General features: G+C 38.8%; 16 protein-coding genes. 13 read left to right on the forward strand and 3 right to left on the reverse strand.

Annotation, left to right across the window (positions count from 1 at the left end):
• Positions 1-54 precede the first annotated feature (54 nt).
• The 3 genes from BLO53_RS06620 to BLO53_RS06630 all read left to right on the forward strand — a co-directional run bounded on the left by BLO53_RS06620 (position 55) and on the right by BLO53_RS06630 (position 2,427).
• Positions 55-273, forward strand: coding sequence for a hypothetical protein (locus BLO53_RS06620; RefSeq protein WP_022755965.1), 219 nt, complete (start codon positions 55-57; stop codon positions 271-273).
• Between the two features lie 132 nt (positions 274-405).
• Positions 406-2,130 carry an IS1634 family transposase gene (locus tag BLO53_RS06625; RefSeq protein ID WP_092059887.1) on the forward strand — a complete coding sequence of 575 codons (1,725 nt, stop codon included), beginning with the start codon at positions 406-408 and terminating at the stop codon, positions 2,128-2,130.
• A gap of 12 nt (positions 2,131-2,142) precedes the next feature.
• The gene (locus BLO53_RS06630; protein WP_092059889.1) at positions 2,143-2,427 is read left to right on the forward strand and encodes a hypothetical protein; all 285 of its coding nucleotides are present in this window, start codon (positions 2,143-2,145) and stop codon (positions 2,425-2,427) included.
• Between the two features lie 34 nt (positions 2,428-2,461).
• On the opposite strand, the gene BLO53_RS06635 is transcribed toward BLO53_RS06630, so the two are convergent.
• The 3 genes from BLO53_RS06635 to BLO53_RS06645 form a co-directional block, all read right to left on the reverse strand.
• A complete protein-coding gene (locus BLO53_RS06635) occupies positions 2,462-3,337 on the reverse strand; it encodes a hypothetical protein (RefSeq protein ID WP_242875324.1) in 876 nt (291 codons plus the stop codon).
• 321 nt (positions 3,338-3,658) lie between these two features.
• Positions 3,659-3,862: a hypothetical protein gene (locus BLO53_RS06640; protein WP_092059894.1), complete on the reverse strand. Its 204-nt coding sequence runs from the start codon at positions 3,860-3,862 to the stop codon at positions 3,659-3,661.
• Between the two features lie 60 nt (positions 3,863-3,922).
• Positions 3,923-4,465: a hypothetical protein gene (locus tag BLO53_RS06645; protein WP_176757192.1), complete on the reverse strand. Its 543-nt coding sequence runs from the start codon at positions 4,463-4,465 to the stop codon at positions 3,923-3,925.
• Between the two features lie 64 nt (positions 4,466-4,529).
• On the opposite strand from BLO53_RS06645, the gene BLO53_RS20000 reads away from it, so the two are divergent.
• From BLO53_RS20000 to BLO53_RS19165, 10 genes are all read left to right on the forward strand, one after another.
• Positions 4,530-4,715: a hypothetical protein gene (locus tag BLO53_RS20000; RefSeq protein ID WP_442857213.1), complete on the forward strand. Its 186-nt coding sequence runs from the start codon at positions 4,530-4,532 to the stop codon at positions 4,713-4,715.
• Positions 4,708-4,866, forward strand: a complete 159-nt coding sequence (locus BLO53_RS19160; protein ID WP_176757193.1) for a hypothetical protein — start codon at positions 4,708-4,710, stop codon at positions 4,864-4,866. Before BLO53_RS20000 ends, BLO53_RS19160 begins: the two co-directional genes overlap by 8 nt.
• Complete coding sequence (locus BLO53_RS06655) at positions 4,866-5,213, forward strand: type II toxin-antitoxin system HicB family antitoxin (protein WP_092059896.1); 348 nt, start codon at positions 4,866-4,868, stop codon at positions 5,211-5,213. The genes BLO53_RS19160 and BLO53_RS06655 overlap by 1 nt, the downstream gene beginning before the upstream one ends.
• 138 nt (positions 5,214-5,351) lie before the next feature.
• Complete coding sequence (locus BLO53_RS06660) at positions 5,352-5,897, forward strand: helix-turn-helix domain-containing protein (RefSeq protein WP_092059898.1); 546 nt, start codon at positions 5,352-5,354, stop codon at positions 5,895-5,897.
• A 4-nt stretch (positions 5,898-5,901) separates the two neighbouring features.
• On the forward strand, positions 5,902-6,711 hold the full coding sequence (locus tag BLO53_RS06665) for a hypothetical protein (protein ID WP_092059900.1): 810 nt from the start codon (positions 5,902-5,904) through the stop codon (positions 6,709-6,711).
• A 290-nt stretch (positions 6,712-7,001) separates the two neighbouring features.
• Positions 7,002-8,234 carry a nucleotide sugar dehydrogenase gene (locus BLO53_RS06670; protein WP_092060093.1) on the forward strand — a complete coding sequence of 411 codons (1,233 nt, stop codon included), beginning with the start codon at positions 7,002-7,004 and terminating at the stop codon, positions 8,232-8,234.
• A gap of 161 nt (positions 8,235-8,395) precedes the next feature.
• Positions 8,396-9,895, forward strand: a complete 1,500-nt coding sequence (locus tag BLO53_RS06675; protein ID WP_092059902.1) for an ArnT family glycosyltransferase — start codon at positions 8,396-8,398, stop codon at positions 9,893-9,895.
• Positions 9,896-9,944: 49 nt separating this feature from the next.
• Positions 9,945-10,664: a sulfite exporter TauE/SafE family protein gene (locus tag BLO53_RS06680; protein WP_092059904.1), complete on the forward strand. Its 720-nt coding sequence runs from the start codon at positions 9,945-9,947 to the stop codon at positions 10,662-10,664.
• A gap of 163 nt (positions 10,665-10,827) precedes the next feature.
• Entirely contained in the window at positions 10,828-11,424 is a 597-nt protein-coding gene (locus BLO53_RS06685; protein WP_092059906.1) for a 5' nucleotidase, NT5C type, read from the forward strand.
• A 191-nt stretch (positions 11,425-11,615) separates the two neighbouring features.
• Entirely contained in the window at positions 11,616-11,786 is a 171-nt protein-coding gene (locus BLO53_RS19165) for a hypothetical protein (RefSeq protein WP_176757194.1), read from the forward strand.
• Positions 11,787-11,871 lie beyond the last annotated feature (85 nt).

The following is an 11,871-nucleotide window of genomic DNA, read 5'->3' on the forward strand; positions in this document are numbered from 1 at the left end:
AAGATCTAAAGAATGTAATTGTTAAGGCAAATGCAGAGAGGGAGGACTGATATCATGGCAAGAACAAGTTTAGACGATAGAATCAAGAAACAGGAAGAGGCAGTATTTAAGGCAAAAGACAGATATGAAGCAGAGCTTAAAGAACTGGACAAGCTCATAACAAAGCGCAGGGAACTTGAGAGCAAGGAACTGGTGAAGGCTTTCGAGAAGAGTAAAAAGTCACTGAAAGAGATCATAGAATTCATGAATGGGGACGCTGATGAGGAGGATTAAAAATCATCAACCCTGCATTAAGAGATTTTTTGAGGGGATTTACCGGAAGTGACGACGAGAGTTAAAAAGATAGGAAGTTAACAAAAAAATGCTATCCTATAGATAGTTAAATAACTATCTATAGGAGGAGCCATGTATCAGAGATATAAAGTGAGAATTCCAGATCTGCCGACCGGGATATCAATAAAAAACATCAAGGGTTCCGATTATATATACTACGTAGTGAAGAGCAAATATGACCCTTCTAAGAAGCGCACCTCTCCACAGACAAGGCCCATAGGGAAGCCTTGTGAAGATGACCCGGGGATGATGTATCCCAACGATAACTACATGAGATTTTTTGGAGATCTTGTGGAGCTGCCTGAAAGGCTCGATGATTCTTTCCGAAGCTACTGCCTGCGTGTCGGACCATTTTTTATAATACGTAAGATCGTGGCAGAATATCATCTTGATGAGATCCTGGATGAGTTGATCGGCAAGGAAAGTGGCCTGTTTTTGGACCTTGCAGCCTATTCGCTGCTCACAGAAAATAATGCCGGCCAGTATTATCCTGATTACGCTTATAATCATCCTCTTTTTACGGATGATATGAAAATATACAGTGACTCAAAAGTATCTTCTTTCCTTGGACAGGATATGACAGATCAGAGGATAAAATTTCTGATTGAGTGGAACGGGAGGCGTAAGCATAAAGAGAAGATATACATTTCATATGACTCAACCAATAAGAACTGCCAAATCGGCGACGTAGACTTTGCAGAGTATGGACATCCCAAGGATGATCAAGGGAAGACAATCTTCAATTACTCGATAGCATATGATCACGATAACAGAGATCCGCTTTTTTATGAGGAATACCCCGGAAGCATCAATGATGTGTCACAGCTTCAGTATATGCTGAATAAAGCTGCCGGATATGGATATAAGAACGTGGGATTTATACTGGATCGTGGATATTTCAGTGAGTCAAATCTTCGCTATATGGACAGGAACGGATTTGATTTTCTGATCATGATGAAAGGCATGAAAGACCTGGTGAGTGATCTGGTCCTGTCACATAAAGGTAGCTTTGAAGAAGAAAGAAAAAACAGCATAAGGACCTATAAGGTCAGCGGGATAACTGTAAAAGGAAAGCTGTTTGATTCAGACGAGAAGGAAAGATATTTCCATATTTACTATAGCAACAGAAAAAACATCAGCGAGAGAGAAAAGGTTGAAACAAAAATCGACCGGATGAAGAAATACCTTCACGACATCGAAGGCACTCCCGGAAGGGGCGATGGCTTTGATAAATACTTTGACCTTGTTTATTACCATGAAGGCAAACCTGATGAAACATTTGTGTGTGCCAGGGAAAAAGAAGATGTCATTAACAGAGAAATAAAACTCTGCGGATATTTTGTGATAGTATCATCCCAAAAGATGAGCGCGGAAGAGGCTTTAAATCTGTATAAGAGCAGAGATGCCTCTGAAAAGCTCTTCAGAGGGGATAAATCATATCTAGGGAACAGAAGTGAAAGGACACACTCGGAGGAATCTACAGAAACAAAGATATTTATCGAATTCATCGCCCTTATCATCAGAAACAGGATATATACATATCTGAAAGATAAGATGGCTGAAGACGAAAAGAAATACAATTTCATGTCAGTGCCTGCAGCTCTTAAAGAACTTGAGAAGATCGAGATGAGCAGACAGCCGGACGGAAGCTACAGACTTAACTTTGCGGTCACAAAGACTCAAAAGCTGATACTTGGGGCTTTCGGAATGGATGAACAGAACATAAAGAAACAGGCAATGGTTCTTGGGAATAAGCTCAAGGAACTTTCAGAGAAAGAGATCCAGGGGATAGCTTAAGGAGGGACTGGCATGGCAGGAAGAAAAAGCAACATAGAAGATCAGATAAAGAAACAGCAGGATGCAGTGTTCAAGCTTAAAGACAGGTATGAAAATGAAGTGGAGAAACTGAACAGCCTGATAAAAAAACAGAAAGACGAGAACCGCAAAAAGATACTCAAAGCGTTTGATAAAAGCGGGAAGACAGTTGAAGAGGTGCTTGCATTCCTTGGCTACGATGAAGAAAGTGACAGCGTACCAGTGAAAAGAACGAGAAGACGCAGGATTAAAAAAGATCAAGACCAAGATGAAGAGTGAAAACGCGGATTTCTGGCAAAATGAGATTCGATAGTTAAAAAAAGAGGAAATTCACATTCTTCCAGGTTTCATATTCAGCAAAAAGCTGTGAGAGGAAGTCAGAATCATCGATTGCGGTTAATACATCTGAGGCTCGGCCATTAGACTTCAGCCAGGAGAATAACTCAGTTGTATCATTGATTCCTTCTTTTTTACCTTCCTTTATGCCTTCAAGTCTGTTTACTTCTGCAATATCCTTCATATGTTCGGCTTGGTCATATTCAAATAAACTATACATGATAATGGTCTTCCTTTCCTTTATCAAGAAGTCACGCAGAATGTCGTGCTCAATGCAATAATCAATAGCCTTTGGAATAGCCTTGTACATAGGCATACTGTTTGCGTATTCGCGGACTTTTGCAACAAAAAGTGAGTATTCTTCAAGCTTCTTGCAGCTTTTCATCAGATCGGGGTTCATTCCTTTGTTGATATTATACACCTTTACGATGAGTTCTAGGTCTGGATTTTCAGATTTATTCATGTACAAATCTGATAACTTGTAAGTCATTTTCTCTGGCATTTCTTCTTTGCCATTGTAAAACATAATGAAATGCGGCTCGCAGATGTCAATTTTTGTGCTTCTGTATAATAAATTTTGGTCAATGAGCTGCGAGTATAAGGTGCTCACATAGAATAGGCATCGTAGAGGCATATTGGGGCACTTAGTGGACTGGTGCTCGTAGATATTCAGATGTGTATCTATGATGAAGGACAGGTCGTTCTTTATACCCATAAATATCGCATTTTCCAAAGTGGTGATGATAAGGTCATCAGGATTAACATAATTAGAGTGGTTAATTGCATTGTACAAGTCTAGTAGAGCTTTTTTGTCATCTTTGAAGAGCAGTCTGAAGATTGTGTCCTTGTACATCCGGTTAATCCATGGCCGCCAAAGTGCCCTAAAAAAGTTTTTGTTTTTACTGATTATCAAATTGTTTAATTCCTTTCTGTCTTTTTCTACACTGCTTGCAAGCTGCTGTAGGAAAGTACTGGCAAATTGCCAGATGTGATGGCCCGAGTGTCAACAGATTTGTTGACTGAAAACTTGAGCCGGAATCTATGCTAGCACAAAATTCTTAAGATTTACCATCGAAATTTTTTAAGATTTTCTTAATGTTGATTTTGGGCTAGTGAATAGAGGGTATGTAAAAAGAATCCCTGCTCGAAAGAGCAGGGATTACTATATAGGGCCTTATGGCTTAATACCATTATTCTCTAGAAGTTTACGGAGGCGGGCATTTTCATCAGAAAGCTCTTTTATCGTTGCCTCTCTTTTTGCCTGATAGCGGAGAAAATCATCACGTTCTCTGGCAACTTTGCGGATGTTCTCATCAGTGTTAGAGAGATATAGTGATTCAACAGCAGAAGACATACATTCATTATTCTGTGCAACCATTTTAAGTTCCTCCCAGGTTTTGGATTTGAAGAGGCGATTTACGCTTTTGTCTGCAAGAAGTCATTGTTTGTTATGTTCTTTCTTCCAGGTTTCGTATTCAGCAAAAAGTTGTGCAAGGTAGCCAGAATCATCTATAGCGGTTAATACATCGGATGCTCGACCGTTTGATTTTAGCCAGGAGAATAATTCGGTTGTATCCTTGACTCCATTATTATGACCAGTATTCACGCCGTTATTAAAGCCATTATTATAGCTTTCATCCTGAACTATCTGCATATGACGTTCATAAGAGTATTCCAATACACCCACAGTTATGATTTCCTCTCTGTACTCTTCAAAGAAAGATTTAAGGATATTTTCCTGATTACATTCATCAATGGCAAGCGTAACAGCTTGCTTTATGAGATTATTCATCACGTCTCTTTTGTCTGCTAAAAGTTTGAGTGGAGTAGAGTGCGACAAGTCGTACTCATCTTCCACTAACTGCTTATATTTTCGCACTTTTGAGACAAAAATGGAATAGCCCTTAAGAGTTTTACAAGCCTCCATGAGCCCGGCGTTGTGACCGTTGTTAACATTAAGTGCAGTAACTACTAGTTCCACAGATGGGTTATCATCTTTTGCGGATGAAACGCTGAAAATCTTCCTTCCGACCAGAGAGTTTGAAGTGAGAGACATCATATTTGATGCTATTGGATTTCTTGTAGGAATTGGATTGGTTGTACTGTGCAGATGGCTAGGGAGTAAACACAAAAGCAGGGGGTGCCGAGGCCATTTTCAGAAATTGACACGCGAGATACATAATGCTAAAATGCAACTAGAAAATAGTTGCAAAGGATTTGATTATGCCTAAAAAGGAAGAACTACTCAGGAAACTGCTTAGTAAGTCATCTCCTACGAATTTTACAACACGTGAGTTTGATGGTCCACATCCTGGTGATGAGTTATACCGTTATCAGATCAAGATGATCATCAAGTTTTTAGGAGAGGTAGGTGAGATATAATGATCAGTTCTTTAATGGAATATGAAGGTTACCACGCAAAGATTGAATTTGATCAGGAGGATCAGATATTTGTTGGCCATGTTCTTGGATTAAATGATTCAATAAACTTTCATGGTCAATCTGTACAGGAACTGACAGTGGAGTTCCATAATTCTGTGAAAAAATATATTGACTATTGTGTTCAGATTGGAAAAGAGCCAGAAAGAGAGTTCAAAGGTTCATTTAATGTCAGGATTAAACCTGAACAGCATAAAAAAGTAGCCCTCTATGCTGCAAATGAGGGCATAACAATTAATCAGTTTGTGTCTAGAGCTATTGATGACGAACTGGCTATGCTGGAAGGATAACTAGGCTTTGAGATGAAAAAAGAATCCCTGCTCAAAAGAGCAGGGATTTGTTGTACACTAATCCAACCACATATTTTGCGGTAAAACGTCATTGAAATACCGCAAAATATGTGGTTAAATTATGGTGAGGTGATTTGTATGGGTAATAGATATGCTATAGCAAGTGAAATAACAGGGGCTGATATCAAGAGAGTAAGAAATCTTCTTGGGATGACGCAGCGCGAGTTTGCTGTATTTGCAAACTGTGCGGTTCGAACAGTGGAGAATTGGGAGACAAAAGATGGGGCAATAACTGGGCCTATAGTTACTCTTGTAGACATTCTTATGCGAAAGCCAGAACTTGCCAGAAAGCTGGAAATACCAGATAACAAGTTAAAGCTTCGTTTAGTATATAGATATGAGAATACAATCTGCACTGTCATTGACGTTGATGAAAGCCAAAGAGAAGTGGAAATACACAACTATGTAGACAAGCCCATGTTTAGGGCTTTTGGTGTTAATACAGAGCCTACATTTGAAGACTACGAGGAGTTTATAGAATCACGTTGCTTTCCAAGGCAGAGGGATAAGATGAAACTTGAGTTAAAGCGTCTTGGAATACCCTTTTATGATCCTATATTGATTATCGAAAAGACTAAGGGGCGTATGGCTGAGGATAATTTTTGGATAGAAATTGAGAGGTGAGAAATTGGTAGAGCTATTGGAAAATGAATTGAATATGCCTGACAGACAATCATCAAAAGGGAATCAGCTCAAGTTCAGCAGAGATAATATATGGTATAAGGCAGATTATCTTGGATATGAAGGGCTTGTTGAGTATACTGTTTCCAAATTGCTTGGATTATCTGACCTTGCCAGGAATGAGTACGTTGATTATGAACTAGATGAGATAGTATATAATGGTCAGAAATTCAATGCTTGTAAAAGTGCCGATTTTACTGATGGGTGGCAGCTTATTACTTTGGAAAGGCTTTTTAAGCAGCAGTTTGGCAGAGGGCTTAATAATATTATTTACTCTATAGATGATCATGAACAAAGGTTGGATGCAATTGTTTCGGAAGTAGAGAGGACAACCGGGATAGCTGACTTTGGAATTTATATGTGCAAGGTATTGGCTGTTGATGCTCTTTTTTTAAATGAAGACCGTCATACGCATAATCTTGCTGTGTTGATGGATGGAAAAGGAAATTATAAGCTGGCTCCAATTTTTGATAATGGAGCAGGATTGTTGTCTGATACTATGATGGAATATCCTTTGAATCAGGATGTTATTGAACTAATAGACAGGGTTAAGCCCAAGACGTTTTGTGATGATTTTACAGAGCAGCTTAATATTGCTGAGAGTAAATACGGACAGCAAATAAAATTTGATTTCAATTACTCACAAGTTTCAGAAATAGTAATGGGAGCTGAGCAATATGATGAAGGAATAAGGAAAAGAGTCATAGATATAATAATGCAAATGCGTAGGAAATATCAGTATCTTTTTATATCGTAGTTTCTTTGTCGACATAAATTAAAATTATCCCTGCTCGAAAGAACTTAAGTGCCAAAAGATTTATTGGCTGAAAACTTGAACCGAGAAATATGTTATCATATAATTCTTAAGAAATACCATCGAAATATCTTAAGATTTTATGTAGATGATAGAATTGCGAAAATGATGTAAGTCATGGAGTAATTTCATTTATAACAAATATAAAAAAATGCGTATCTGGCAATGCCAGATTCTTGCGGACATATTCCTACTTTGTCCGCAGGAAGTTATGCGTTATGGAGGATAAGATTATGAAAATAGCAGTAGCGGGAACTGGATATGTTGGACTGTCACTGGCAGTTCTTTTGTCACAGCACAATGAGGTGACAGCGGTTGATATCCTTGAAGAGAAGGTTGAGAAGTTAAACAAGTGGATATCACCTATTCAGGACGAATATATTGAGAAGTTTTTGGCTGAGCACGAGGAGAGAAAGCTGAATTTAAAGGCTACAACAGATGGTGCGTCAGCGTATGCAGATGCTGATTATGTTATTATCGCAGCGCCTACAAACTATGATCCTGCCAAGAACTTTTTTGACTGTTCAGCAGTTGAGGCGGTAATTGACCTGGTTCTTAAGTCCAGCAAGACTGCTACAATGATCATCAAGTCTACAATTCCTGTAGGCTATACCAAGAAGGTGAGAGAGCAGTTTAAGACAGATAGAATTCTCTTTTCACCAGAGTTTCTGCGTGAGTCCAAGGCTCTTTATGACAATCTTTATCCTAGCAGAATTATTGTTGGATGCGATGATGCCAGCCGCGAGAAGGCAGAGGTTTTTGCAAATCTCCTGGTAGAGGGCGCTGAGAAAGAGAACATCGATACATTATTCATGGGATTTACAGAGGCAGAGGCGGTTAAGCTTTTTGCTAATACATATCTTGCACTTAGAGTCAGCTATTTCAACGAGCTTGATACATATGCAGAGCTCAAGGGCCTTGATACACAGAAAATCATTGAGGGTGTTTGCCTTGATCCTAGAATTGGAACTCACTACAACAATCCTTCATTTGGTTATGGCGGATATTGCCTGCCCAAGGATACCAAGCAGCTTCTTGCAAACTTCCAGGATGTGCCAGAGGATCTGATCAGGGCTATTGTTGAGAGTAACCGCACTCGTAAGGATCACATTGCCAATATGGTTTTGGAGAAGGCAGGCTACTACACAGAGTCTTCAATGTGGAATGCAGAGAAGGAGAGACCAATCACAGTAGGTGTTTACAGGCTTACTATGAAGTCTAATTCTGACAACTTCAGACAGAGTAGTATTCAGGGTGTTATGAAGAGGCTTAAGGCCAAGGGCGCAACTGTAATTATCTATGAGCCAACGCTTCCTGATGGAACAACCTTCTTTGGATCACTTGTAGTCAATGACATTGAGAAGTTTAAGAGCGGGTCAGACAGCATCATTGCTAACAGATATGATTCTGTTCTTGATGATGTACAGGATAAGGTTTATACAAGAGATATCTTTAAGAGAGATTGATAATAAGATTTGAGATGAATTGTTATTGGTGACAGGTATCGTGAACACTTCTTCACAGTACCTGTCACTTTTTTCGTTGTTTTTCCCCCTGATAGATGTTAAATTGTTTAATGTGTGTCTCGACTACATATATCAGCTGAAAGGGTACATATTAGACTAAAATGAAATACAAAATCCTCTTAAATAGATCACTAAAGTATTTGCTTTTTATCATTTTTGCTGCGGCAATGGTGCTGTATTTTTCAGCTTCAACAAGCCCTCTATATCCCAATTTTAAAGCTTGGGATTCTAGCTTCTTCCTGGTAATGGGCAGGGAATGGCTTGGAGGTCTTACACCCTATAAAGATTTGTGGGATCAGAAGGGCCCTGCAATTTTCCTGGTAAATCTGCTGGGATTCATGCTTACAGGAAATAAATATGGTATGTTGATCATCCAGATATTATTTGCCATTGTTTCGGAAAGCTTTATATACAAGCTGCTCAGAAGGGCTCTTAATGAGCTATGGTCTGTTTTAGGCACATGCCTTGGCATCATAGTGTTTTCCTGCAATTATGAGGGTGGAAATCTTTTAGAAGAATATATAAATCCATTTCTCATAATTTGCTTTACCTTCATTACTGGCTGGATTCATAAAAAGACAAAAGAAAAGCCAGATCATAACCCTTTGTATGCTTGTTTTTACGGAATAACCTTTGGTCTGTGCGTAATGTCCAGGATAACAAACTCTGTAGCTGTGTGCATTGCTGTACTTTTTATAGTAATTTATCTATGTGCAAACAAGGCCTGGGGCAATCTCCTTCGGAATGCAATAGCGTTTATTGGCGGAACAGCACTGGTGATTGTTCCATTTATGATTTTTTTTGCTATTAATGATTGTACCTATGATTTCTGGTACGGAACGATATTGTTTAATCTTTCCTATACAGCCGTGGCAAATAGCAGTTTAATTACTTTTATTAAGTCAGCTACAAGGCAGATTGGAAGCTATGCTCTGATGGGAACAGGCTTTATAATCCTTTTCAGGAAAAGATATTATGACGGAATAATGTATATTGCTATGGGAATCGGAACTCAAATTCTGCTTAAGAGTATCTTTAGATATGACCATTATTCTATGATCACTTTTGGCCTTCTAATAGTTTCTGTCTATGAGCTGACATACACTATAGCTGAAAACCGCGACATAGCAAGAAAAATGGGTATTTTTGCGCTAACTGGTACGCTTCTTATTGCTTCCTATAGAACAGGCAAGGAGATCATCAAGATGGCTGGTAAGTATGAGGACTATTCTGCAAATCCTTCTGAAGAGGCTGTGGCCAAGTACAGGCAGCTAATTGATTTTTCTTCTCAGATTCCAGAGAATGAGCGTGGCAGCGTTGTGGCATATAACGTCAATCCGACAATTTATCTGGATATGGACATTTCTCCTGCGTGCAGGTTCTTTGCCTATCAGGACTGGCAGGCTAAATTTAGTGAGTCATATGTAGAGCTGTTAAATGAGGAATTTAAAACCAAGAAGCCTTTGTGGATTATCGTAAATAGTAATAAAGACACATATATTCAGGGAATTCTCGACACTGAATATGAAGTGGTTTCATCTGAACCAGAGTTTAGCTCATTGGAAGATAAAACACTGACCCTTTATAGATTAGCCCAGTAACCGTGGCTTTTTGTAACTAAAAAAATTTTTTGAAAGTGTAGAAGATAACATGCTATTTTGGATTATTGCAACGCTTTCCGCTTTTTTTGTAAAAGGACTATGCGGCTTTGCAAATACACTGGTTTTCACATCGATACTAAGCTTTGGCTCGGCCAATATAAATATATCTCCAGTGGAGCTTCTTCTGGGGTATCCCACAAACCTTATAATAAGCTGGAGGGAGAGAAAGTCAATTGATTTAAAAACTGTCCTTCCTCTGTCGTTTATGGTGATAATTGGAAGCATTGGAGGGGCTTTATTACTTAAAAATGCAGATATAACCCTTATCAAGATTATTTTCGGAGTGCTTGTCATAATAGTTGGCATAGAGATGCTGATAAGAGAATTATCCAGTAAAGAGACAAAAGGCTCAAGGCTCCTTCTTACAATTATAGGCATTTTGTCAGGCTTTCTCTGCGGCCTTTACGGGGTTGGAGCGCTCCTTGGGGCTTACATCGGCAGAACCACAAAGGATACCAGCTCTTTTAAGGCCAATATCTGCACAGTGTTTATAATTGAGAATACCTTCAGGATCATTTTATATCTCTTTTACGGCATTATAACTTTAGAATCCTTAAAGAGTGCTCTGAAGCTTTCTCCATTTATGCTGATCGGACTGGTTCTGGGAATTCTGAGTGCCAAGGTTATTGATGAGAAAGCGGTAAAGAAGATAGTTATCGTAATGCTGATAGTATCGGGAATTGCCCTGATTGCCCTTAATTGGTTTTGACAAGAATTGAGCAGGAAACGAGAAAATGTACATTTGGCTGGACAAATATGATATTATAGTTTGTCAGGGATGTTCCTGACAGAATCTGTAAGCAGAAAGAAAAATATAAGATCTAGTAGATTTAGAAGTAAGAAATAAGAAGTAAGAAGTAAGAGGTAACACAATGAAGATTTACGTTGATTTTGATGATTGTTTATGCGAGACAGCAAGAGGCTTTGTAGATATCGCAGCAAGGCTCTTTGGGAAAAATGTTCCCTACGAGCAGGTTAAGTTTTTTAACCTTCAGCAGTCTTTTGGACTAACTGATGAAGAATACGAGCAGCTTATGCTTGAGGGCCATCGTCCTGAGATTCTTTTAGGATATGAGGAAACTCCCGGCGCATCTACAGTCATCAACGAGCTTTTAGATAAGGGACATGAAGTGATGATCATAACAGGAAGACCTGCAAGTGCCTACGAGCCTTCAAGACAGTGGCTTGATCAGCATGGCCTTGAGAGAGTAAAACTCTTTTGTCTGAACAAATATGGAAGAGATTCATTTATAAAAAACAGCGAGTTCAACATGGAACTTGAGGACTATTACAAGATCAAGTTTGATTATGCCATAGAGGATTCACCAATGGCCTTTAAGTTTTTTGATCATCTGCCTGAGCTCAAGGTTTTGGTATTTGACAGACCTTGGAATCATGAGCACGAGCTTCCGGGGGACAATTTTACCCGCTGCAGTAATTGGAAGGCTATTAGCGAGAAAATATCCTGAATGCTTTCTTAATTTCTATATCCTAAATTTCCAAATATAGATGTATATGCCTTACTTTTTAATTGTTAAATGATGTCTTTATAAAGATTTAATTATGCATTATCTAGAATACGTTTATAATTAATCTGATAATTGTTCGTTTTGACAACCTTAAGGATAAGGAGGCACATAAATGGAAACCAGAGTTCGTAATGGTAAGTTGGTACAAAAAGCTGATTTTTGCTGCTGTAGCGGCGATTGTTGGCGTTGCAACTGTTCTGACTGTTATGGGTGGCATCAAGATTTCTGATACCTACATGAAGATGGTTCAGGAAGAGCTGGCTGAGAATATGACTGAGACAATGAGCTACTTCAAACCTTGATGATCATGTAAAATATGATAAAAAAATGGCGCCGCATGTTGCGGCGCCATTTTTAATAATAAGCAAGCAATATATGAAGTGTAAG

Source organism: Butyrivibrio sp. INlla14 (assembly GCF_900102515.1).
Classification (GTDB): domain Bacteria; phylum Bacillota; class Clostridia; order Lachnospirales; family Lachnospiraceae; genus Butyrivibrio.

What these genes read in the sequence shown, in the direction of transcription:
- BLO53_RS06625 (WP_092059887.1), top strand. Translation starts at nt 406, where the DNA reads ATGTATCAGAGATATAAAGTGAGAATTCCAGATCTGCCGACCGGGATA.
- BLO53_RS06655 (WP_092059896.1), top strand. Translation starts at nt 4,866, where the DNA reads ATGATCAGTTCTTTAATGGAATATGAAGGTTACCACGCAAAGATTGAA.
- BLO53_RS19160 (WP_176757193.1), top strand. Translation starts at nt 4,708, where the DNA reads ATGCCTAAAAAGGAAGAACTACTCAGGAAACTGCTTAGTAAGTCATCT.
- BLO53_RS06680 (WP_092059904.1), top strand. Translation starts at nt 9,945, where the DNA reads ATGCTATTTTGGATTATTGCAACGCTTTCCGCTTTTTTTGTAAAAGGA.
- BLO53_RS06640 (WP_092059894.1), bottom strand. Translation starts at nt 3,862, where the DNA reads ATGGTTGCACAGAATAATGAATGTATGTCTTCTGCTGTTGAATCACTA.
- BLO53_RS06620 (WP_022755965.1), top strand. Translation starts at nt 55, where the DNA reads ATGGCAAGAACAAGTTTAGACGATAGAATCAAGAAACAGGAAGAGGCA.
- BLO53_RS19165 (WP_176757194.1), top strand. Translation starts at nt 11,616, where the DNA reads ATGGTAAGTTGGTACAAAAAGCTGATTTTTGCTGCTGTAGCGGCGATT.
- BLO53_RS06635 (WP_242875324.1), bottom strand. Translation starts at nt 3,337, where the DNA reads ATGTACAAGGACACAATCTTCAGACTGCTCTTCAAAGATGACAAAAAA.
- BLO53_RS06685 (WP_092059906.1), top strand. Translation starts at nt 10,828, where the DNA reads ATGAAGATTTACGTTGATTTTGATGATTGTTTATGCGAGACAGCAAGA.
- BLO53_RS06675 (WP_092059902.1), top strand. Translation starts at nt 8,396, where the DNA reads ATGAAATACAAAATCCTCTTAAATAGATCACTAAAGTATTTGCTTTTT.
- BLO53_RS06630 (WP_092059889.1), top strand. Translation starts at nt 2,143, where the DNA reads ATGGCAGGAAGAAAAAGCAACATAGAAGATCAGATAAAGAAACAGCAG.
- BLO53_RS06660 (WP_092059898.1), top strand. Translation starts at nt 5,352, where the DNA reads ATGGGTAATAGATATGCTATAGCAAGTGAAATAACAGGGGCTGATATC.
- BLO53_RS06670 (WP_092060093.1), top strand. Translation starts at nt 7,002, where the DNA reads ATGAAAATAGCAGTAGCGGGAACTGGATATGTTGGACTGTCACTGGCA.